The following is an 18,463-nucleotide window of genomic DNA, read 5'->3' as shown; positions in this document are numbered from 1 at the left end:
GCGCCAGCGCGGCTTATTCCACGCCGTATTTGCTGCGGTAAGCGGCCACCGCGTCCTTGTACCGTGCAAGCGACGGGTCGGCCGACAGGAAGGTGAACAGGTCGGACAGGTTGCCGATCGAGATCACCGGAATGCCGTAGTTCTTGCTCACTTCCTGCACTGCCGACAGCTCGGACATCTGGCCATCCTTGCCGCCGCGTTCCATGCGGTCCAGCGCGATCAGCACGGCGCAAGGCTCGGCGCCGGCGTTGCGGATCATTTCCACCGATTCGCGCACCGAAGTGCCGGCCGAGATCACGTCGTCAATAATGACAACTTTGCCAGCGAGCTTGGCGCCTACCAGGGTGCCGCCTTCGCCGTGGTCCTTGGCTTCCTTGCGGTTGTAGGCGAAGGAGGTATTGCGGCCTTTGCCGGCCAGCGCCATCGAGGTCGCGGAGGCCAGCGTGATGCCCTTGTAGGCCGGGCCAAACAGCATGTCGAATTCGACACCGGAGTCCAGCAGGGTCTGGGCATAAAAGTCCGCAAGCCGGGCCAACGTCGCGCCATCATGGAACAGGCCGGCGTTGAAGAAATAGGGCGATTGGCGCCCTGCTTTGGTCGTAAACTCGCCGAATTTCAGCACTCCCGCCTGTACGGAAAACGCGATAAACTCTTGCCTCAAATTGCTCATAGTGCACCCATCTCTGTTCAAAGTGCCGATATTTTAACCGGAACACCTATGCCAAAAATCATTTCCGCAAACCTGAACGGTATCCGCTCCGCCGCCAAGAAGGGCTTTTTCAACTGGATGGGGACCATCGACGCCGACATCATCTGCGTACAGGAACTGAAGGCGCAGGCACCGGACATGACCGAGGAATTCCTCAATCCGCACGGCTATCACGGCCACTTCCACTACGCGGAGAAGAAAGGCTATTCCGGCACCGGCATCTACAGCAAGGTGGCGCCTGACCGCGTGCTGATCGGCTTTGGCAGCCCCGAATTCGACGCCGAAGGCCGCTACGTGCGCGCCGATTTCGGCAACCTGACCGTGATCTCCGTGTACTGCCCTTCCGGCTCCTCCTCGGAAGAACGCCAGCTCGCCAAATTCCGCTTCATGGAATTGTTCCTGCCGCACCTGCAGCAACTGCGCGCCGAAGGCCGCGAGTTCGTCATCTGCGGCGACTGGAACATTGCCCACAAAGAGATCGACCTGAAAAACTGGAAGGGCAACCTGAAGAACTCCGGATTCCTGCCGGAAGAACGCGCCTGGATGACCAGACTGTTCGACGAAGTCGGCTACGTGGACGTGCACCGCGGCCTGGACCAGCGCCCGGAGCAGTACACCTGGTGGTCGAACCGCGGCCAGGCCTACGCCAAGAACGTGGGCTGGCGCATCGACTACCACGTCGCCACCCCAGGCATCGCATCCAAGGCGCATACCGTGTCGGTCTACAAGGACGAGAAGTTCTCCGACCACGCTCCCCTGATCATCGAGTACCACGCCTGATGCGGCGCGCACTCGCAGCCTTGCTGCTCGCCACCGCCGGTGTCGCCTGCGCCGCCGACACCGCCGTCATCATCGACAGCTCGCGCCAGCTGATGCCGAACTCCATGCCGCGCAACGCGGCCTGGCTCGGCCTGTTCTGCCAGAAGCTGGACTGCGAATTGCGCCCGGTCGCCGTCGATATTTCCATCGATACCGCCAAGGACATCATGGATTCGGAGGTGGAGCTGGACAGCGTCTTTATCGATGGCAAGCCGCGCGCCGTCTTTGCCAACCTGCCGCTCAAACCCGGCAAAGTCGTCACCTGGCACGCCATGAACGACGCCCAGTACTTTGGCAGCCCGCAATTCGAGAAGCTGCGCAAGCTGGGCAAATGGAATATGCCGTGGGGGCCCCAGCCGCTGACGCTTTCCTGGGTCAAGACAGCGGAAGAACGCAAACGTTACCATCTCACCGACGGCACCATCAAACAGTTCCTGTTCGCAGTCAGCGCAACGGGCGAATACGGCGGCGAAACCACGCCAGTGGTCTATTGGGCGGGCGACATGGACGGCGATGGCAAGCTCGATCTGCTGCTGGGAATTCCCGACGAAAGCTGCGCCTACGACGAACGGCTGTACCTTTCTTCCGGCGCGGCCGAAGGCACGTTACTGCGCAAGGTCGCTCACACCCACGGCAGCCAGCCCGCCTGCGGCTGCTGAGCAACGCGCGGCTTGCTGGCCGCCGGTGCTTATGCCATCCTGCGTGTTCTTTTCAAAAAAACAAGGAAAGAACATGCAACAGAGTACGCCCACCAAGCGCCTCGCGCGCACTGCAGGCCTGTTGTACCTGGTCGTCGTCGTCACCGGCATCTTTGCCTTGATGTATGTGCCGGCCCAGCTCAAGATCGGCAACGATCCCGCCGTAGCCTTCGCCAGCATCCGCTCACACGAGGGCCTGTTCCGCAGCGGAATCGCCGCGAGCTTGGTGTGCTACCTTGCCTTCCTGCTGCTGCCATTAGCGCTCTACAAACTTCTCAGCCCTTATGGCCGCACCTCCGCCGCAGTGATGGTGACATTGGCCGTCGCCAGCGTGCCGCTATCCTTCGCCAATGTCGGCCACAGCCTGGAAGTACTGAACCTGATCAGCGGCGCCGGGTACCTGCGCGGAATTGCGCCAGATGTCCTGGCGCAGCAAGCGATGTTGTCGCTCAAGGCTTACAGCAGGGGTATGGTCCTGAACCAGGTGCTCTGGAGCCTATGGCTAGCGCCATTCGGCTACCTGGTCTACAAATCGGCCATCCTGCCCAAGTTGCTTGGCATCCTGCTGATGGCCGGTAGCGCCGGCTATGCAATCGAAGCCTTTGGCTACATCCTGCTGCCCGAATTCAATTCTCTGCCGGGTGCCGACCTGTTGTCGATTCCGGCCTCGCTTGGCGAGATCAGCATCTGCCTATGGCTCTGCATCATGGGTGCGAGCCAGCCGGTGCAGGGCGTCGACGCCTATAATAGCGGGATAAAAATCGCCCGGAAATGAAAATGAAATCTGTACTAGTGCTTTTCCTGCTGACCATCAAGAGCAGCTTTATCAACGACGAAGAATCCGAAGCCAGCGACGAGCAGTTCGACACGATCCAGTTCGTACAGACCGAAAAAGGCACCTGGCGCTTCAAGACCTTCGCCGAAGACGAGGATGTGCACCTGTGGAGTATTGAAGCCGACGGCGACCTGGTCGAGCTGGCGATCGAAACCACCAACCGCCACTACGGCGACGTGATCGACGAGGCCTTCATCATCGAGAGCGACGACGGTGTGGAAGGCCTGCGGCGCGAACTGAAAAAACAGGGCTTGAGCGACAACCTGCAGATCTCCCCGAAAGGCCCGCTGTTCTGGGCGCCTCCAGGCTCGAGCTACAGTCCCAAGTCCGCCCCGGCGCACTGAAGCAATTAAAAACGCCCATTCATGCGCTAGTTGTTTAAAATGCCAAAGTTTAAACAACTATTGCGCTGGCCATGAATCAAGCCCTGACACCGTCAAACGAAGAAAACAGCAGCATCGACAAGATCGCCCTCGCCAAACAGCTGGCAAGCGATGTCACCCGCGGCGCCGGTGCCGGCATCGTGCGCACCGTACTGGCGGTGCTGGCAGCGATAGTTGTCAATGCACTGGGCGTTACGTTCCTGTTCCACAGCGACCTGGGGGGCGGACACGGCTCGGCCATGATTTACGCGGCCTTTGTCGCCGCCCCCTTCATCATTGGCGTCGGCCTGACAGGCATGATGGCCTATAAACTTGGCCTGCAGGGCATCCTGGCGCGCGTGGTGGAAAGCCAGTCGGGCCTGATCACCAAACTGGGAGCCGGCATCCTGGAAACCTTCCTGCGCAGCGTGAAGTACGAACCGGGCAGCCCGATGGCGGAAAAATTCCTCGGCAGCTGGCGCACCTTCCTGAACGTGCAATCCGGCTTGCCCAAGCCACTGCCATGGCTGCTCGGCACCCTGACCTCCCGCATCCCGCTGGCCGAAACCATCACCGAGGTCGCAACCACCGGCATGACACTGCGCGAAGTGGCGCATGAGGCGATGACGCGCACGATTTCGGAAGCCGCCGATGGCGGCCTGCGTCCGGAGAACCAGGCCTTGTACATCGCTCTCGCAGTCCAGTTCGGCATGTGGTTCCCCATCGGCATGCTGGTCCGCTACATGTTCGGCTGACACCTGCATGCAAAGTTTGGCTGCCCTGGCCCTCGCTGTCGCCGGCACCGCTCATGCGGGCGACATCCAGGCCATCCATGGCACCTGGACCGGCAAGATCGGCAACAGCCGTATCAACGCCTGCTTTACCGCGACCGATTCGCACTACTTCTACCTGAAGCACCTGCACGGCATCCCCCTCGAACATGTTGAAGGCGAGCCAGGCTCCTGGAACGAGGAAGCGAAAGGCAAGGCCACCGGCAAATGGCAGATAGCCGGCGTCACGGATACGCAGTTGACAGGCGAGTGGATCGGCCCCGGCAACGCCAACAGGCTAGCCATCCGGTTGACCCGGCTTTCCGGACTGGCACAGGGCGGAGACTGCGGCCCGGCTTTTTACGCACCGATCGCCGCGGCCGACAAACCCCGCTACAGCAAGGCGAAAATCGGCAACCTGACGCTGCGCATCGCCCGGTCGCCGCTGGGAGCAAGCTTTGTGCTGGTGGGCAGCAGCGATGCGCTTCGCAAAATCAACGACTATGTGGGGCGCTGGGAGGCGGAGCGCGTTGCCCAGGCCAATTTCTGTGAGCGCAATGGCGGCGGGGGATGGGAAAGCAGCTTGACCGCCAACGCAGTGCTGGCCGGTTACCTGCTGGTGAGCGACGACGTGCCTGACGTTTATTGCGGGGGGCCGCACACCACGTCCGCGCACTCTGCACTGGTCTTTGACCTGCGCACCGGTGAAAAAGTCGAACCGGCCAATTGGCTGGCCGAGAGCGCAATCGAAGAACCGCTGCGTAAGCTGATCATGAAAAAGGCCACCGCATGCGACAGGCTGGAGCCGTCCATTTCTCCATCGCTGCCAACCGCCAAGGGGATGAGATTCGATCTCGATTATCCGCACTTCCACCGCGACTGCAACGAAAGCATAGAGATCGGCTACGCCAGCCTATCCCCCTTCCTGTCGAAGGAAGGCAAGGAACTGGCTCAAAGAGTGCGCCTGCTCTCGAAGTAGCGCCACTCACCCGTCAGCGGATCGGGGAAGCCGATGGACTTGGCCAGCAGCTTGAGTGGCGACGATACGTCGTCCTGCTTGCACGGCAGAGCAACAGGGTAGAACACGTCGTTGACGATCGGGATGCCGAGCGACGACAGGTGCACGCGCAACTGGTGCTGGCGGCCGGTGTGCGGCCATAAGCGGTACAGCACATGCTCGCCGCGCGGCCCGATCACGTCGATCATGGTTTCCGAATTCGGCTCGCCCGGTTCTTCCTTCATGGTGAAGAACTTGTCGCCCTCCACCATGCGGCTGCGATAGACGAAGGGGAAGTCGCGCCCCGGCAGCGGGCCGGCCAGCGCCTCATACTCCTTTTGCACCAGCCGCTTCTGGAACAGCGACTGGTAATCGCCGCGGCTGGCCGCATTGCAGGAAAAGATCACCAGCCCTGCCGTCTCGCGGTCGAGGCGGTGGATCGGCACCAGGTCTTCGATGCCCAGCTTGCGGCGCACGCGCACCAGCAAGGTCTCCTTGACGAAGCGCCCTGACGGAATCGTCGGCAGGAAGTGCGGCTTGTCGACCACCACGATATGCTCGTCCTGGTGCAGCACCTCTTCTTCAAACGGAATCGGAAACTCGTATTCCAGCTCGCGGTAGTACCAGATGCGGGCGCCGCGCACATAGCGCGATCCGGGCTGCACCGGCACGCCTTTGCCGTCCACCACGTCGCCGCGCGCCATGCGCTCACGCCACTGGGCTTCCGATACGGCGGGATAGTTGGCGGACATGAAGGTGATCATGTCCGGCCAGTTGCCCTCCGGCAGCCACAGGTAGCTGGGCGTGACGCCATCGCGCATCGGCAATGGCGGTGCGCCCGGGGCTTGCTTCGGGCGCGACATTTCAGGACTTGGGCAGCGGCGAAGTCTGGTAAGGCGGCAGCTTGTTCACGTCCAGCCCGCGCACGCGGGCATACACCGGCAACACCAGCGGCATCTGCTTCTGCATGTCCTGGATGCGCGAATTGCCGCTCGGGTGGGTGGACAGGAATTCCATCGGCTGCTGCGCATTGACGGCGCTCATCTTCTGCCACAACGCGATGCCGGCACGCGGATCAAAGCCGGCGCGGGCCGCCAGGTCGATGCCAACCAGGTCGGATTCCGTTTCATCGCCGCGCGAGAACTTCATCACGGTCAGTTGGCCGGCCACATTGGCGCCGGCATCGGTGATGCGCGGATCAATGCCGAGGTAAGACGACAGTACAGCGCCACCCAGCTTGCTGGCCAGCGACACGGCGGTCGATTGCACGGCGCGCTTGCGGGCATGTTCCCGCAAGGCGTGGGCGATTTCATGCCCCATCACCATCGCCACTTCATCGTCGGTCAGGTTCAGCTTCGTCAGGATGCCGGTAAAGAAGGCGATGCGGCCGCCCGGCATGCAGAAAGCATTGACCTGGTCGGAATTGAGCAGGTTGACCTCCCATTGCCAGTTGGCGGCGGACGGGTTCCAGCGCTGGGCATACGGCACGATGCGGGACGCAATGGCGCGCAGGCGCTTGACCTGCGGGTCGGATTCCGGCACCAGCGCTTCCTTCTGCCTGGCTTCATTCAGCAGTTGGGTGTACTGCAGCTTGGACTGCTGGTCCATTTGCTGCTCATCGGCAAAGACGCGCAGGCGCGACAGCTTGGTGACGGGAATGCCGTCAGCTTTGGGATTCATCGGCGCAGCTGGCTGCGCCGACACGGTGCCGGCGGCCAGCGCCAGCGCAATAAGGGTGAGCTTGAACTTCTTCATGGCTTTAAGATAACACAGCTTAACTGGATTGCTTTTTCCGTAGGCGGAACACGGCGAGGTCGCCGCGCAGGTTAGGCAGCACGGAGACGGTCTTGCCCTCCGCCAGCGCCACGCATTCGATCACTTCCAGCCCCACCTCTTCCGCCAGTTCCTGGAAGTCGTAGATGGTGGCGCAGCGCACGTTCGGCGTGTCGTGCCATTGGTATGGCAGCGACTTGGAGACCGGCATGCGCCCTTTGAGCAGCGCTACGCGGTGCGGCCAGTAAGCGAAATTAGGGAAAGACACGATGGCTTCGCGGCCCACGCGCACGATGTCGCGCAGCAGGTCTTCCACGTGTTTCATCATCTGCAGCGAGGACAGGCACAACACGGTATCGAAAGAGTTGTCGCCGAAAATGCCCAGGCCGTTCTCGAAGTCCTGCTGGATCACGCGCACGCCGCGCTGGGTCGAGGCCAGCACCTGCTCGTCCGCCAGCTCCAGGCCGTAGCCGGTGCAGCCCTTGCCGGTCTGCAGGTAATCCATCATCACGCCGTCGCCGCAGCCCACGTCGAGCACGTGGGCGCCTTCGCGCACCCAGTGCGCGATGAAGGCCAGATCGGGACGCGCGCTGCTCAGGTCATCGAAAGTCATGCTGCTTGTTCCTTGTTCGTTTCTTTCCATACTTGCCCGTAGTACGCGCGCACCATGTTCATGTAGCGCGAATCCTCGAGCAGAAAGGCGTCGTGGCCGTGCGGCGCGTCGATCTCGGCGTAAGTCACCTCACGGCGGTTGGCCAGCAGCGCTTGCACGATCTCGCGGCTGCGCTCCGGCGAGAAGCGCCAGTCCGTGGTGAAGGAAGCAAGGAAGAACTTGGCCTTGGTGCCGGCCAGGGTCCGGGTCAGGTCGCCGTCGAACTTGCGCGCCGGGTCGAAGTAGTCGAGCGCCTTGGTGATCAGGAGGTAGGTGTTGGCATCGAAGTACTCCGCGAACTTGTCGCCCTGGTAGCGCAGGTAGGATTCGATCTCGAAATCGATGCCGAAGCCGAATTTGTAGTCGCCACTGGCTGCCATATCACGCAGCTTGCGGCCGAACTTTTCGGCCATGTCGTCGTCCGACAGGTAGGTGATGTGGCCAATCATGCGCGCCACTTTCAGGCCGTTTTTCGGCACCACGCTGTGTTCGTAGAAGTCGCCGCCGTGGTAATCCGGGTCGGACAGGATGGCCTGGCGCGCCACGTCGTTGAAGGCGATATTCTGCGCCGACAGTTTCGGCGTGGAAGCGATCACCAGGCAATGGCGCAGGCGCTCGGGATACATGATGGACCAGGCCAGGGCTTGCATGCCGCCCAGCGAACCGCCCATGACGGCGGCAAATTGGCGGATGCCCAACTGGTCGGCCAGGCGCGCCTGCGCGGTCACCCAGTCCTCCACCGTCACTACGGGGAATGCGGCGCCATACGGCTTGCCGGTTTCCGGATTGACGTGCATCGGGCCGGTCGAGCCGAAGCAGGATCCCAGGTTGTTGATCCCGATGACGAAGAACTTGTCGGTATCGAGCGCCTTGCCCGGCCCGACCATATTGTCCCACCAGCCCACGTTCTTCGGATTGTCGGCGTAGTAGCCCGCCACGTGGTGCGAGGCGTTCAGCGCGTGGCACACCAGCACCGCATTGGACTTGTCCGCATTCAGCGTGCCATAGGTCTCGTACATCAGCATGTAGTCGCGCAGGGATGCTCCGCTCTGCAGCTGAAGGGGTTCCGCAAAGTGCATTGTCTGCGGCGAGACGATTCCAATCGAAGGCATGTGAATAATCTGAAGAAAAAGTGTTACAGGGCTTGCAGGGCGTTGACAGCGTCGGCAATGGTCTCAGGGTCCATGCTGCGCATGATCTTGCGCATCTGCGGCGCAATCTGTTCCAGGTCGCTGTTCAGGATTTCCTGCTTGACCGCCAGCAGCTGCGACGGATGCATCGAGAATTCGCGCAGGCCCATGCCCAGCAGCAGGCGAGTCATCTTGGCATCGCCCGCCATTTCGCCGCATACGGCGACTTCGATACCGGCTTTGCGGCCGGCGGCGATGGTCATCGTAATCAGCTGCAGGATGGCCGGGTGCAGCGGGTCGTACAGGTGCGCCACTTCGTAATCGACGCGGTCGATCGCCAGCGTGTACTGGATCAGGTCATTGGTGCCGATGGAAAGAAAGTCCATCTTCTTGACGAACATCGGCAGCGCCAACGCGGCGGCCGGGATCTCGATCATGGCGCCGACCGGCACCTCGGGGGCGTACTTCTCCCCTCTTTCGTCGAGCTGCGCCTTGGCGCGCTTGATCATGGCCAGTGACTGCTCGATCTCGAAGGCGTGCGCCATCATCGGGATCAGGATGCGCACCTTGCCGTGCACCGAGGCGCGCAGGATGGCGCGCAACTGGGTCAGGAAGATCTGCGGCTCCGCCAGGCAATAGCGGATAGCGCGCAAGCCCAGTGCCGGATTGAGCGCGGTGTGCTCCATCTGGTCCAGCGGCTTGTCGGCACCGATATCGAGGGTGCGGATCGTCACCGGACGGCCCTTCATGGCCATCACGGCCTTGGTGTACTGCTCGTACTGTTCGTCCTCGGAGGGCATGTCGCCGTCGCGGCCCATGAACAGGAATTCGGAGCGGAACAGGCCGACGCCATTGGCGCCCGACTCCATCGCATGCTCGCAATCTTCCGGCAGTTCGATGTTCGCCATCAGGGCGATCTGCGTGCCGTCCCTGGTGATGGCCGGCGTCTTTCTCAGTTTTCCCAGCTTCTTGCGGGCGCGCATTGCCGCCAGTTGGCGTTCGCGGTACTGCTCCAGTACCTGCGCACTTGGGGTGACGATGACGACGCCGGCATCGCCGTCGATGATCACCCAGTCGTCCTGCTGGATCAGGGTCGAGGCTTGCGACATGCCGACTGCTGCCGGAATGTCGAGCGAACGCGCCACAATGGCGGTGTGCGAGTTCTGGCCGCCCACATCGGTCACGAAACCGATGAAGGAACGGTCGCGGAACTTCAGCATGTCGGCCGGCGAGATATCGTGGGCCACCACGATCATCTGGGCCAGGAATTCATCGCCTTCGAGTTCGGCCTGTTTCGGCAGCAGCGGTTCGCTGCCCATCAGCACTTTCAGCACCCGCTCGGCGACCTGCTGGATATCGGCCTTGCGCTCGCGCAGGTAAGGATCTTCGATTTCGTCGAACTGCGCCGACAGCTCGTCGATCTGGGTCAGCAACGCCCACTCGGCGTTGTAATGGCGGCTGCGGATGATATCCAGCGGCGCCTCGGAAATCATGGGGTCCGACAGGATCAGCGCATGCACGTCGATGAAGGCGCCCAGCTCTGTCGGGGCATCCTTCGGCAGCTCATTCCACAACGTCTGCAGCTCGCGGTGCACGGCAGCCAGCGCCTGTTGCAGGCGCTTCACTTCCGCTTCCACGTTTTCCTCGGAGATCAGGTAGTGCTTCACATCGAGCGCCGCCGGCGCAAGGATATGCGCGCGGCCGATCGCGATGCCACGCGAAACCGGAATTCCGTGGAGGGAGAACGATGCCATCGGGCTGCCGTCCCGCATTTACTCGCCTTCGCCGAACTTGTCGTTGACCAGTGCGGTCAGGGCGTTGATGCAATCCTGTTCATCGGCACCGTCCGCTTCCAGCAGGACTTTGGCGCCCTTGCCAGCAGCCAGCATCATCACGCCCATGATGGACTTGGCGTTGATGCGGCGGCCATTACGCGACAGCCAGACGTCGCTCTGGAACTTGGCTGCCAGTTGGGTGAATTTTGCAGAAGCACGTGCATGCAATCCGAGCTTGTTGATGATTTCAAGTTCTTGCTGAATCATGTTTTAGTTTTGCTTGGTTGACTCGTTAATTGACTCGGATGCGGTTATCGACCTTGACCGCGCCATTCTGCGCGCCGGCCAGGGCCATTTCCACTACTACGTCCAGCGTATCGGTACGGTAGGTGATGGCGCGCAGCAGCATGGGAAGGCTGATGCCCGCGACCACCTCGACCTGGCCGGCATTGGCCAGCTTGTTACAACAATTGGCGGGCGTGCCGCCTTTGATATCGGTCATGACCAGCACGCCGGAACCGGTATCAAGGCGCTTGATGGCTTCGCGCGCCAACTGCTGCACTTCGTTCAGGTCCTGGTCTGCCACCACGTCGATCGCCTCCAGTTTTTCCACCGGGGCGCGGAACACATGGGCCGCGGCAGCCAGGAAAGCCTGGCCCAGCGGCGCATGTGTCATCAATAAAATCCCTACCATGTCTATCCTTGCTTGCCTGCCCGGGCTTCCACCGCGTCGATGAACATGGACGCAACCTGGAAGCCAGTCTGCTGGGTGATCTCCTGGAAGCAGGTCGGGCTGGTGACGTTTACCTCGGTGAGGTAATCGCCGATCACGTCTAATCCTACCAGCAAGAGGCCGCGCGCAGCCAATTCCGGACCCAGGGCCTCGGCGATTTCGCGGTCGCGCTGGGACAGCGGCTGGGCCACACCGGTACCGCCGGCGGCCAGGTTGCCGCGCACTTCGCCCGCCTGCGGGATGCGCGCCAGGCAGTAAGGCACCGGTTTGCCGTCGATCAGCAGGATGCGCTTGTCGCCTTTCACGATGTCGGGAATGTAGCGCTGCGCCATGATGGTGCGGCTGCCGAGCTGGGTCAGGGTCTCGATGATGGAACCCAGGTTCAATCCATCGGCCTTGACGCGGAAGATGCCGGCGCCGCCCATGCCGTCCAGCGGTTTCAGGATCACCTCGCCGTGTTCGGCCTGGAAATCGCGCAGGCGGGTTTCGTCGCTGGTCACCAGGGTTGGCGCGGTGAACTGCGAGAACTGCGCGATCGACAGCTTTTCATTATGGTCGCGGATGGCGGAAGGCTTGTTGAAGACCTTCGCGCCCTGTTGCTCCGCCAGTTGCAGCAGGTAAGTGCCGTAGACGTACTCCATGTCGAACGGCGGGTCCTTGCGCTGGATCACCGCGTCAAAGGCAGCCAGGCTGGAATCCTCCGACGGCGCGGCCTTGTACCACGCGTGGGCATCGCCGGTCAGCTCGATGCGCGAAACATGGGCCGTGACCTTGCCTTCCCTGAGCGCCATGTGGCGCTGCTGGAAGGCATACACCTCATGCCCCCGGCGCGCCGCCTCGGCCATCATGGCAAAGGTGGAGTCCTTGTAGATCTTGAAGCTGGACAGCGGGTCGGCGAGGAAGGCGATTTTCATGGATTAGTCCAAAAATGTAACGACTGATTCTAGCCGAAAACCGATAAACCCGTGCCCGCAGCCGCCGCGTCATCAGTGTCAGCCCCTGCGGGTCTGACACTGGTTTACCGGTTTTAGTAGACCTCCGGATCCGGATCCGTGCGCTCCATCTCCAGCGAAGCCGCCAGCAGCGCCAACCGCGCCACCACCCCATACACATAAAACCGGTTCGGCACCGCAGTCCCCGGCTTGGCCTTCACATCCGGCACCGCATGCTGCTGCGCAAACGCCAGCGGCACGAACTGCGAGCCCGGCGCGTTCAAATTCTGGTCCGGCCCCTTTTCGCCATGCACGCGGTAGAAGCCGCCCACCACATAGCGGTCGATCATATACACCACCGGCTCGGCAAACGCCTCCTTGATGCTCTCAAAAGTCGGCACGCCTTCCTGAATGTTCAGGTCGGTCACCGCCTTGCCATCCTTGATCACCGTCATGCGCTTGCGCTGCTCTTCCGACAACTCTTTCAGCTCGGCCGCATCGCGGATCGTGATGACGCCCTTGCCGTAAGTACCGGCATCGGGCTTGATGATGACGAAAGGTTTCTCCTTGATGCCGTACTCCTTGTACTTCTTACGAATCTTGGCCAGTACCGCATCGACCGACGCCGCCAGGCTTTCCTGGCCCTCGCCGGTCGCCAGGTCCACCGCACCGCATTTGGCATGGAAAGGATTGACCATCCAAGGATCGACACCGATCAGCTTGCCGAACTTCTTGGCTACCTCGTCATAGGCATTGAAATGGTTGGACTTGCGGCGAATTGCCCAGCCGGCATGCAAAGGCGGCAACAAACTCTGCTCATGCAGATTGGTCAGGACGTCCGGAATGCCGGCCGACAGGTCGTTATTCAACAAGATGGTGCAAGGATCGAAATCCTTCAGCCCCAGGCGGCGGCCGTTCGGCGAGCGCACCAGCGGTTCCACCACCAGCATATTGCCGTCAGGCAGCGCCAGCGGCGTAGGTTGGGTGATGGCAGGGTCCAGCGTTCCAAAGCGCACGCTCAGGCCGGTCTGGCGGAAGATCTGCATCAGGCGCGCCACGCCCTGGAAATAGGTCGGATGGCGCGGTTTGATTTCCGGGATCAGCAGCAGGTTGCGCGCATCCGGGCAATACTTGTCGATCGCCGCCATGGCCGCCTGCACCGAAAGGGGGAGCATTTCGTTGGCCAGGAAGTGGAAGCCGCCCGGGAACAGGTTGGTATCCACCGGGGCCAGTTTGTAGCCGGCATTGCGCAAATCCACCGAAGCATAGAACGGCGGCGTATGCTCCTGCCATTCGAGGCGGAACCACCGTTCAATGGCTGGGGTCGCGGCAATGATCTTTTCTTCAAGATCCAGTAACGGCCCGGTCAGGGCCGTGACGAGATGGGGAACCATGTGACTTCCTTGCGGGTTGGTATTTGCAGACTCTCCATTTTGGGGCAAAAACCCCAATTAAAAGATACTTTGGAACAAAAAAAAGCCCCCGGATGGGGGCGTCAGGGGGCAGGCACCTGACAAGACATGGCGCAGCATGTTTTGTTGGGTGCCTGAGCCGGACTTGCAAACTCAAGCGTGGTAAGCCGATTCGCCGTGGCTGGTGATATCCAGGCCTTCGCGCTCTTCCTCTTCCGGCACACGCAGGCCAATCACGATGTCAACCAGCTTGAATGCCACGAAGGCAACAACAGCCGACCACACAATGGTCACGCCCACGGCAGTTGCCTGGGTGATCACCTGGCCGCCAATCGAGTAATCCGCGCTTGCCTTGTTGGCAACGTAGTCAAATACACCCTGGCCGCCCAAAGATGGGGCAGCGAACACGCCGGTCAGAATCGCCCCCAGGATACCGCCCACGCCGTGCACGCCGAACACATCCAGCGAGTCATCCGCGCCAATCAAGCGCTTCAGGCCATTCACACCCCACAGGCAGATGATGCCGGCCAGCAGGCCGATCGCCAGTGCGCCCATCGGGCCGACGAAGCCGCAAGCCGGGGTGATCGCCACCAGGCCGGCCACCGCACCGGACGCGCCGCCCAGCATGGAAGGCTTGCCCTTGAAGACCCACTCACCGAACACCCACGACACGGTTGCGCAGGCGGTTGCCAGCAAGGTGTTGACGAAGGCCAGTGCAGCGATGTCGCCCGCCTCCAGCGCCGAGCCGGCGTTGAAGCCGAACCAGCCCACCCACAGCAGCGAAGCGCCAATCATGGTCATGGTCAGCGAATGCGGCGCCATGGAATCGCGGCCGTAGCCAACGCGCTTGCCGATCAGGATCGCGCCCACCAGGCCGGCGATAGCGGCATTGATGTGCACCACGGTGCCGCCGGCGAAGTCCAGCGCGCCCTGCTGGAAGATCCAGCCCGCCTTGGCGGTTTCGGTCGCCAGGGTCTCGGCGCTGGTGATCGCGTCAGGGCCGGTCCAGAACCAGACCATGTGGGCGATCGGCAGGTAGCTGAAAGTGAACCACAGCACCATGAAGGCCAGCACAGCGGAGAAACGCACGCGCTCCGCAAACGCGCCGACGATCAGGCCGCAGGTAATCGCTGCGAAGGTACCCTGGAATGCAACGAAGATGAATTCAGGAATTACGACGCCCTTGCTGAAGGTCGCAGCCATGGCGAAGCCCTTGGCCGGATCGTAAATATCGTCAAGCAGCGTGCGGCCAAAGCCACCGAAGAAAGCATTCCCTTCAGTGAAAGCAATCGAATAGCCATACAGGCACCACAGCACGATGATCATGGCGAACACGAAGAACACCTGCAACAGCACGGACAGCATGTTCTTCGAACGCACCAGGCCACCGTAGAACAGGGCCAGGCCCGGGATGGTCATCATGATCACGAGCAGGGTCGCCACAAACATCCAGGCGGTATCGCCCTTTTGCGCTACCGGCGCGGCCGGCGCAGCAGCCGGATCGGCTGGAGCAGCCGCGGCCGCCGGTGCAGCAGCAGCATCAGCGGCGACAGGCGCGGCCGGAGCAGCGGCAGGCGCGGCGGCAGTTGCTGCGGCAGCCGGCGCTTCGACCGGCTTGGCATCTTGGGCCAGCACAGGCAGTGCTGCGCTGAAGGCCAACAGGACAGTCACCCCCGCCAGCCATTTTTTAATGGTCTTGTGCATCACGGTTCCCCTTACAGTGCTTCGTTGCCGGTTTCGCCGGTACGGATACGGATTACTTGCTCCAGCGACGAGACGAAAATCTTGCCGTCGCCGATCTTGCCGGTGCGGGCGGCATTCTCGATCGCCTCGATAGCCTGGTCAACGATGGCATCGTCAACCGCGGCCTCGATCTTGGTCTTTGGCAGGAAATCGACCACATATTCCGCGCCGCGATACAGCTCGGTATGGCCTTTCTGGCGGCCAAAGCCTTTGACTTCGGTCACCGTAATACCTTGCACGTTGATCGCCGACAGGGCTTCACGCACCTCGTCGAGCTTGAACGGCTTGATAATGGCGGTAATCATTTTCATACGATGCCTCTTCAGAAGGTTTTGGACACGGTCAGCACCAGGCCGCCCTTGCCCAGGTTTTTGCCATTGGTCGGCGCGATATAAGCGTCGCTATTGGTCTTGATATAAGCCAACGCGACGGAAGCCACGCCGAAGTCCTTGGTCGCGCCGACCTTCCAGTCGGTATAGCTGAAGAAGCCATTGTTCTTCACTTTCTGGCGGCCAACGTGCAGGTTCAGGATGATGCCCTCATACACTTCCTGGTTGAAGGAAGCGTCGATGTAGGTGCTGTGCTTGCTGTCCGCAAAGCCGAACAGGTTGCTCAGCGAATGCGAATATTTGAGGGTTGCCGGGCCATAGCCAAGCTGGGCGTACAATTCGCGGGTGTTCGGGCTTGGATGCAGGTCGTTGGAAGGATAAATGTAGGCCAGGAAGCCCACGTCGTAGCTGACGCCAGGCGCGATTTCACCGCGCTTGCCGCCGTACAGGTCCAGTTCAACGTCAGCATCACCGCCGGCATCCTTGATCCACTTGATGGTGGAGCCCCAGGCACCTGCATAGAAACCGGTCGGATTGTTGACCCAGTCAGCGCCGCCTTGCAGCGCCGGTTTCAGGCGGGTTTGCGAGATACCACGGTAGCGGTAGTCGCTGGTCAGGGCCGCGTTATAGCTGAACTCATTATCAGGCTTCGCCCCGGGTGCGGCATCGGCCGCGTGGGCCTGGCCGGCTCCCATCGTTGCCATTGCCAGTGCGACTGCAGCGGTGAGTCCCAGCTTCTTGCTCTTATGAATCATGGCGATTTCCTTTTGAGTGAACTTTTATTGCGGTTTAAAATTCAGTCTGAAATAACAGCTTTCTTGCTTATTAGCAGATTGCGTGCCAGGCAAAATTCGTGCGCTAGTTGATTTAAGGACAGCTTTCCGCACCATTTAAAGCCAAAGCCGCACCGTTGTGGTGCACAAACTCACACAACAGGAATGAAAAACATGGACATGAACGCCTTCTTCAATGACTTGCAACAGAAGGTCAACCAGGTCATCGAAAACTCGCCGGCGAAAGATATTGAAAAGAACGTCAAGGCGATGATGACCCAGGGCTTTGCCAAGCTGGACCTGGTAACCCGCGAGGAATTCGACATCCAGGCCCAGATGTTGGCCAAAGCCCGCGCCAAGCTGGAGCTGATGGAATCGCGCCTGGCCGAGCTGGAAGCCAAGCTGGCCGACAAGTAATCCCCTTGCGCTAGCTTGAACGGGCGGTGGCGCCCGCGGTCTACGAAGGTTCGGCTGGGGACCCGGGAAGCCACCATGGGCATTGCCGTCATCAAAAGCCGTGCCCTGGCCGGCATGCTGGCGCCGGAAGTCAATCTTCAAGTTCACTGGCCAACGACTTGCCCGCCTTCGCGATCGTTGGCCTGGCCGACACCGAAGTAAAAGGGGCGCGCGACCGCAGGCGCGCCGCCATCACCGATGCCGGTTTCGAACTGCTGCAGCACCGTACATGCAAGTTTGTTGTGGATACCACTAACAGCTAAGTTTCCCCAAGATGGACTGGGTCGTCGAGTGAAGACCACTCAGATGAAGCGATGCAACGCCACTCCCTGATTCCTATGCAGCGCAAGATAAAACTGCGTTACAGTATTGCAGAGGGCTCATTTCTAATTGGGGAGCAAGCGCTAAATGAAAGAGGACGAGTCAAAACACAAAGTTCTCCTACCTGCATTTCAGCTTTCGGAGCTTACCGTCCACGACGATTAAAGTGGACCCGTCAGTCAAGACACTTAGCCGGTTAATTTAAGCTGTGCCCGTTTCCACTTCTGCAGCTGCCCGGCGCTGCCCCGTATTGCTCACTTCTTCCTGCCCCTGATCTGCGTCGCCGAATTTGTCAACGATCATCGCACCGCCGCCGATGCCCGCGCTGTAGACCCGATCTGGCGTCTCGTAGCCCAATGCCTGATGTGGGCGCCCGGCGTTGTAGAACGCGAAGTATTGCGCCAGCCCCACCGTCAACTCGGCCATGTTGGCATAGCCCTTCAAATACACGTCCTCGTACTTCACGTTGCGCCACAGGCGCTCCACGAAGATGTTGTCCAAAGCTCGTCCGCGCCCATCCATGCTGATCGCCACGCCTTCGCGTTTGAGTACACCGGTGAAGGCGCTGCTGGTGAACTGCGAGCCTTGGTCGCTATTGAAAACCTCGGGCTTGCCATGGTGACGTATAGCGTCTTCCAGGCAGTCCACGCAGAACGCGGCGTCCATGCTGTTGCTGAGGCGCCAGGCCAGCACCTTGCGGCTGTACCAGTCGATGATCGCCACCAGATAGGCGAAACCCTTCGCCAGTCGGATGTAGGTGAGATCCGTCGACCACACCTGGTTTGGCCGCGTTACCGCCACACCGCGCAGCAGGTAAGGATAGACCTTGTGCCCTGGCTGCGCCTTGCTCGTGTTGGGTCCCGGCGCCATGCCGGCCAGGCCCATCTCCCGCATCAGGCGCTGCACGCGCTTACGGTTGACGCAATGGCCTCGCCCGCGCAGAAACACCACCATACGCCGACTACCGTAGAACGGCCGATTGGTGTACTCCTCGTCGATCAGCGCCCGCAGCTGGCCATCCTCCTCGTCCACCAATGGCTGGCGCGCTGCCGCTTCCAGTCGCCGGTAGACCGTGGAGCGCGGCACGGCTGCCAGCTCGCACTGCATCGCCAACGGCACCTCATCGCCGCGATCAATCCACTGCGCCCGTTCGGCTGCGAGTTGAGCGAGAACATGCGTATCTTCTGGCGAGTTCGCGAACATTATTTCGAGATCACCAATTGTTCGCTGCATCAGAGGTCGGC

The 18,463-nt window shown here is 61.1% G+C and carries 22 protein-coding genes; 8 read left to right on the top strand and 14 right to left on the bottom strand.

Features of this window, described 5'->3' with window-relative positions; all coding sequences use genetic code 11:
- Positions 1–13 precede the first annotated feature (13 nt).
- Positions 14–670 carry an orotate phosphoribosyltransferase gene (gene pyrE / locus ACWBU6_RS06015; protein WP_452647921.1) on the bottom strand — a complete coding sequence of 219 codons (657 nt, stop codon included), beginning with the start codon at positions 668–670 and terminating at the stop codon, positions 14–16.
- A gap of 48 nt (positions 671–718) precedes the next feature.
- Between pyrE and ACWBU6_RS06010 the strand changes: the two genes are divergently transcribed.
- The 6 genes from ACWBU6_RS06010 to ACWBU6_RS05985 all read left to right on the top strand — a co-directional run bounded on the left by ACWBU6_RS06010 (position 719) and on the right by ACWBU6_RS05985 (position 5,172).
- On the top strand, positions 719–1,489 hold the full coding sequence (locus ACWBU6_RS06010) for an exodeoxyribonuclease III (protein ID WP_452647920.1): 771 nt from the start codon (positions 719–721) through the stop codon (positions 1,487–1,489).
- Entirely contained in the window at positions 1,489–2,187 is a 699-nt protein-coding gene (locus ACWBU6_RS06005; protein ID WP_452647919.1) for an FG-GAP repeat protein, read from the top strand. Before ACWBU6_RS06010 ends, ACWBU6_RS06005 begins: the two co-directional genes overlap by 1 nt.
- A gap of 73 nt (positions 2,188–2,260) precedes the next feature.
- On the top strand, positions 2,261–3,001 hold the full coding sequence (locus ACWBU6_RS06000) for a DUF4386 domain-containing protein (RefSeq protein WP_452647918.1): 741 nt from the start codon (positions 2,261–2,263) through the stop codon (positions 2,999–3,001).
- A gap of 2 nt (positions 3,002–3,003) precedes the next feature.
- The gene (locus tag ACWBU6_RS05995; protein WP_452647917.1) at positions 3,004–3,405 is read left to right on the top strand and encodes a hypothetical protein; all 402 of its coding nucleotides are present in this window, start codon (positions 3,004–3,006) and stop codon (positions 3,403–3,405) included.
- A gap of 71 nt (positions 3,406–3,476) precedes the next feature.
- Positions 3,477–4,178 carry a hypothetical protein gene (locus tag ACWBU6_RS05990; protein WP_452647916.1) on the top strand — a complete coding sequence of 234 codons (702 nt, stop codon included), beginning with the start codon at positions 3,477–3,479 and terminating at the stop codon, positions 4,176–4,178.
- Positions 4,179–4,194: 16 nt separating this feature from the next.
- Positions 4,195–5,172: a hypothetical protein gene (locus ACWBU6_RS05985; RefSeq protein ID WP_452647915.1), complete on the top strand. Its 978-nt coding sequence runs from the start codon at positions 4,195–4,197 to the stop codon at positions 5,170–5,172.
- Here the strand turns inward: ACWBU6_RS05985 and ACWBU6_RS05980 are convergent.
- The 12 genes from ACWBU6_RS05980 to ACWBU6_RS05925 form a co-directional block, all read right to left on the bottom strand.
- Complete coding sequence (locus tag ACWBU6_RS05980) at positions 5,145–6,053, bottom strand: pseudouridine synthase (protein WP_452647914.1); 909 nt, start codon at positions 6,051–6,053, stop codon at positions 5,145–5,147. The genes ACWBU6_RS05985 and ACWBU6_RS05980 overlap by 28 nt on opposite strands.
- A gap of 1 nt (position 6,054) precedes the next feature.
- Positions 6,055–6,945: a M48 family metallopeptidase gene (locus tag ACWBU6_RS05975; protein ID WP_452647913.1), complete on the bottom strand. Its 891-nt coding sequence runs from the start codon at positions 6,943–6,945 to the stop codon at positions 6,055–6,057.
- Between the two features lie 19 nt (positions 6,946–6,964).
- Positions 6,965–7,576, bottom strand: a complete 612-nt coding sequence (gene metW, locus ACWBU6_RS05970; protein ID WP_452647912.1) for a methionine biosynthesis protein MetW — start codon at positions 7,574–7,576, stop codon at positions 6,965–6,967.
- The gene (gene metX / locus ACWBU6_RS05965; protein ID WP_452647911.1) at positions 7,573–8,727 is read right to left on the bottom strand and encodes a homoserine O-succinyltransferase MetX; all 1,155 of its coding nucleotides are present in this window, start codon (positions 8,725–8,727) and stop codon (positions 7,573–7,575) included. The genes metW and metX overlap by 4 nt, the downstream gene beginning before the upstream one ends.
- A 23-nt stretch (positions 8,728–8,750) precedes the next feature.
- The gene (gene ptsP, locus ACWBU6_RS05960) at positions 8,751–10,499 is read right to left on the bottom strand and encodes a phosphoenolpyruvate--protein phosphotransferase (protein ID WP_452649532.1); all 1,749 of its coding nucleotides are present in this window, start codon (positions 10,497–10,499) and stop codon (positions 8,751–8,753) included.
- Positions 10,500–10,517: 18 nt separating this feature from the next.
- A complete protein-coding gene (locus ACWBU6_RS05955; RefSeq protein ID WP_426341306.1) occupies positions 10,518–10,787 on the bottom strand; it encodes an HPr family phosphocarrier protein in 270 nt (89 codons plus the stop codon).
- Between the two features lie 25 nt (positions 10,788–10,812).
- Positions 10,813–11,214 (bottom strand): PTS sugar transporter subunit IIA, encoded by a 402-nt coding sequence (locus tag ACWBU6_RS05950; protein WP_452647910.1) that lies wholly within the window; start codon positions 11,212–11,214, stop codon positions 10,813–10,815.
- A 2-nt stretch (positions 11,215–11,216) separates the two neighbouring features.
- Positions 11,217–12,167, bottom strand: coding sequence for a glutathione synthase (gene gshB / locus ACWBU6_RS05945; RefSeq protein WP_452647909.1), 951 nt, complete (start codon positions 12,165–12,167; stop codon positions 11,217–11,219).
- Positions 12,168–12,280: 113 nt separating this feature from the next.
- Complete coding sequence (gene gshA / locus ACWBU6_RS05940) at positions 12,281–13,579, bottom strand: glutamate--cysteine ligase (RefSeq protein WP_452647908.1); 1,299 nt, start codon at positions 13,577–13,579, stop codon at positions 12,281–12,283.
- A 171-nt stretch (positions 13,580–13,750) separates the two neighbouring features.
- On the bottom strand, positions 13,751–15,301 hold the full coding sequence (locus tag ACWBU6_RS05935; RefSeq protein WP_452647907.1) for an ammonium transporter: 1,551 nt from the start codon (positions 15,299–15,301) through the stop codon (positions 13,751–13,753).
- Positions 15,302–15,312: 11 nt separating this feature from the next.
- Entirely contained in the window at positions 15,313–15,651 is a 339-nt protein-coding gene (locus ACWBU6_RS05930) for a P-II family nitrogen regulator (RefSeq protein ID WP_028102386.1), read from the bottom strand.
- Positions 15,652–15,662: 11 nt separating this feature from the next.
- Positions 15,663–16,424, bottom strand: coding sequence for a TorF family putative porin (locus ACWBU6_RS05925; protein ID WP_452647906.1), 762 nt, complete (start codon positions 16,422–16,424; stop codon positions 15,663–15,665).
- A gap of 192 nt (positions 16,425–16,616) precedes the next feature.
- On the opposite strand from ACWBU6_RS05925, the gene ACWBU6_RS05920 reads away from it, so the two are divergent.
- Positions 16,617–16,859 (top strand): accessory factor UbiK family protein, encoded by a 243-nt coding sequence (locus ACWBU6_RS05920; protein WP_155455213.1) that lies wholly within the window; start codon positions 16,617–16,619, stop codon positions 16,857–16,859.
- A gap of 158 nt (positions 16,860–17,017) precedes the next feature.
- Positions 17,018–17,161, top strand: coding sequence for a magnesium chelatase domain-containing protein (locus tag ACWBU6_RS05915; protein WP_452647905.1), 144 nt, complete (start codon positions 17,018–17,020; stop codon positions 17,159–17,161).
- 259 nt (positions 17,162–17,420) lie between these two features.
- Here the strand turns inward: ACWBU6_RS05915 and ACWBU6_RS05910 are convergent, their stop codons facing one another.
- Entirely contained in the window at positions 17,421–18,422 is a 1,002-nt protein-coding gene (locus ACWBU6_RS05910) for an IS3 family transposase (RefSeq protein ID WP_452649531.1), read from the bottom strand.
- Positions 18,423–18,463 lie beyond the last annotated feature (41 nt).

The organism is Pseudoduganella sp. HUAS MS19, from assembly GCF_053615455.1.
The sequence above is the reverse complement of the archived record's forward strand: the minus strand, read 5'-3'. Positions and strand labels throughout refer to the sequence as shown.

What these genes read in the sequence shown, in the direction of transcription:
- ACWBU6_RS06000 (WP_452647918.1), top strand. Translation starts at nt 2,261, where the DNA reads ATGCAACAGAGTACGCCCACCAAGCGCCTCGCGCGCACTGCAGGCCTG.
- ACWBU6_RS05910 (WP_452649531.1), bottom strand. Translation starts at nt 18,422, where the DNA reads ATGTTCGCGAACTCGCCAGAAGATACGCATGTTCTCGCTCAACTCGCA.
- ACWBU6_RS05950 (WP_452647910.1), bottom strand. Translation starts at nt 11,214, where the DNA reads ATGGTAGGGATTTTATTGATGACACATGCGCCGCTGGGCCAGGCTTTC.
- ACWBU6_RS05990 (WP_452647916.1), top strand. Translation starts at nt 3,477, where the DNA reads ATGAATCAAGCCCTGACACCGTCAAACGAAGAAAACAGCAGCATCGAC.
- ACWBU6_RS05925 (WP_452647906.1), bottom strand. Translation starts at nt 16,424, where the DNA reads ATGATTCATAAGAGCAAGAAGCTGGGACTCACCGCTGCAGTCGCACTG.
- ACWBU6_RS06010 (WP_452647920.1), top strand. Translation starts at nt 719, where the DNA reads ATGCCAAAAATCATTTCCGCAAACCTGAACGGTATCCGCTCCGCCGCC.
- metW (WP_452647912.1), bottom strand. Translation starts at nt 7,576, where the DNA reads ATGACTTTCGATGACCTGAGCAGCGCGCGTCCCGATCTGGCCTTCATC.
- ACWBU6_RS05930 (WP_028102386.1), bottom strand. Translation starts at nt 15,651, where the DNA reads ATGAAAATGATTACCGCCATTATCAAGCCGTTCAAGCTCGACGAGGTG.
- ACWBU6_RS05955 (WP_426341306.1), bottom strand. Translation starts at nt 10,787, where the DNA reads ATGATTCAGCAAGAACTTGAAATCATCAACAAGCTCGGATTGCATGCA.
- gshB (WP_452647909.1), bottom strand. Translation starts at nt 12,167, where the DNA reads ATGAAAATCGCCTTCCTCGCCGACCCGCTGTCCAGCTTCAAGATCTAC.
- ACWBU6_RS05980 (WP_452647914.1), bottom strand. Translation starts at nt 6,053, where the DNA reads ATGTCGCGCCCGAAGCAAGCCCCGGGCGCACCGCCATTGCCGATGCGC.
- gshA (WP_452647908.1), bottom strand. Translation starts at nt 13,579, where the DNA reads ATGGTTCCCCATCTCGTCACGGCCCTGACCGGGCCGTTACTGGATCTT.
- pyrE (WP_452647921.1), bottom strand. Translation starts at nt 670, where the DNA reads ATGAGCAATTTGAGGCAAGAGTTTATCGCGTTTTCCGTACAGGCGGGA.
- ACWBU6_RS05920 (WP_155455213.1), top strand. Translation starts at nt 16,617, where the DNA reads ATGGACATGAACGCCTTCTTCAATGACTTGCAACAGAAGGTCAACCAG.
- ACWBU6_RS05975 (WP_452647913.1), bottom strand. Translation starts at nt 6,945, where the DNA reads ATGAAGAAGTTCAAGCTCACCCTTATTGCGCTGGCGCTGGCCGCCGGC.
- ACWBU6_RS06005 (WP_452647919.1), top strand. Translation starts at nt 1,489, where the DNA reads ATGCGGCGCGCACTCGCAGCCTTGCTGCTCGCCACCGCCGGTGTCGCC.
- metX (WP_452647911.1), bottom strand. Translation starts at nt 8,727, where the DNA reads ATGCCTTCGATTGGAATCGTCTCGCCGCAGACAATGCACTTTGCGGAA.
- ACWBU6_RS05995 (WP_452647917.1), top strand. Translation starts at nt 3,004, where the DNA reads ATGAAATCTGTACTAGTGCTTTTCCTGCTGACCATCAAGAGCAGCTTT.
- ACWBU6_RS05935 (WP_452647907.1), bottom strand. Translation starts at nt 15,301, where the DNA reads ATGCACAAGACCATTAAAAAATGGCTGGCGGGGGTGACTGTCCTGTTG.
- ptsP (WP_452649532.1), bottom strand. Translation starts at nt 10,499, where the DNA reads ATGGCATCGTTCTCCCTCCACGGAATTCCGGTTTCGCGTGGCATCGCG.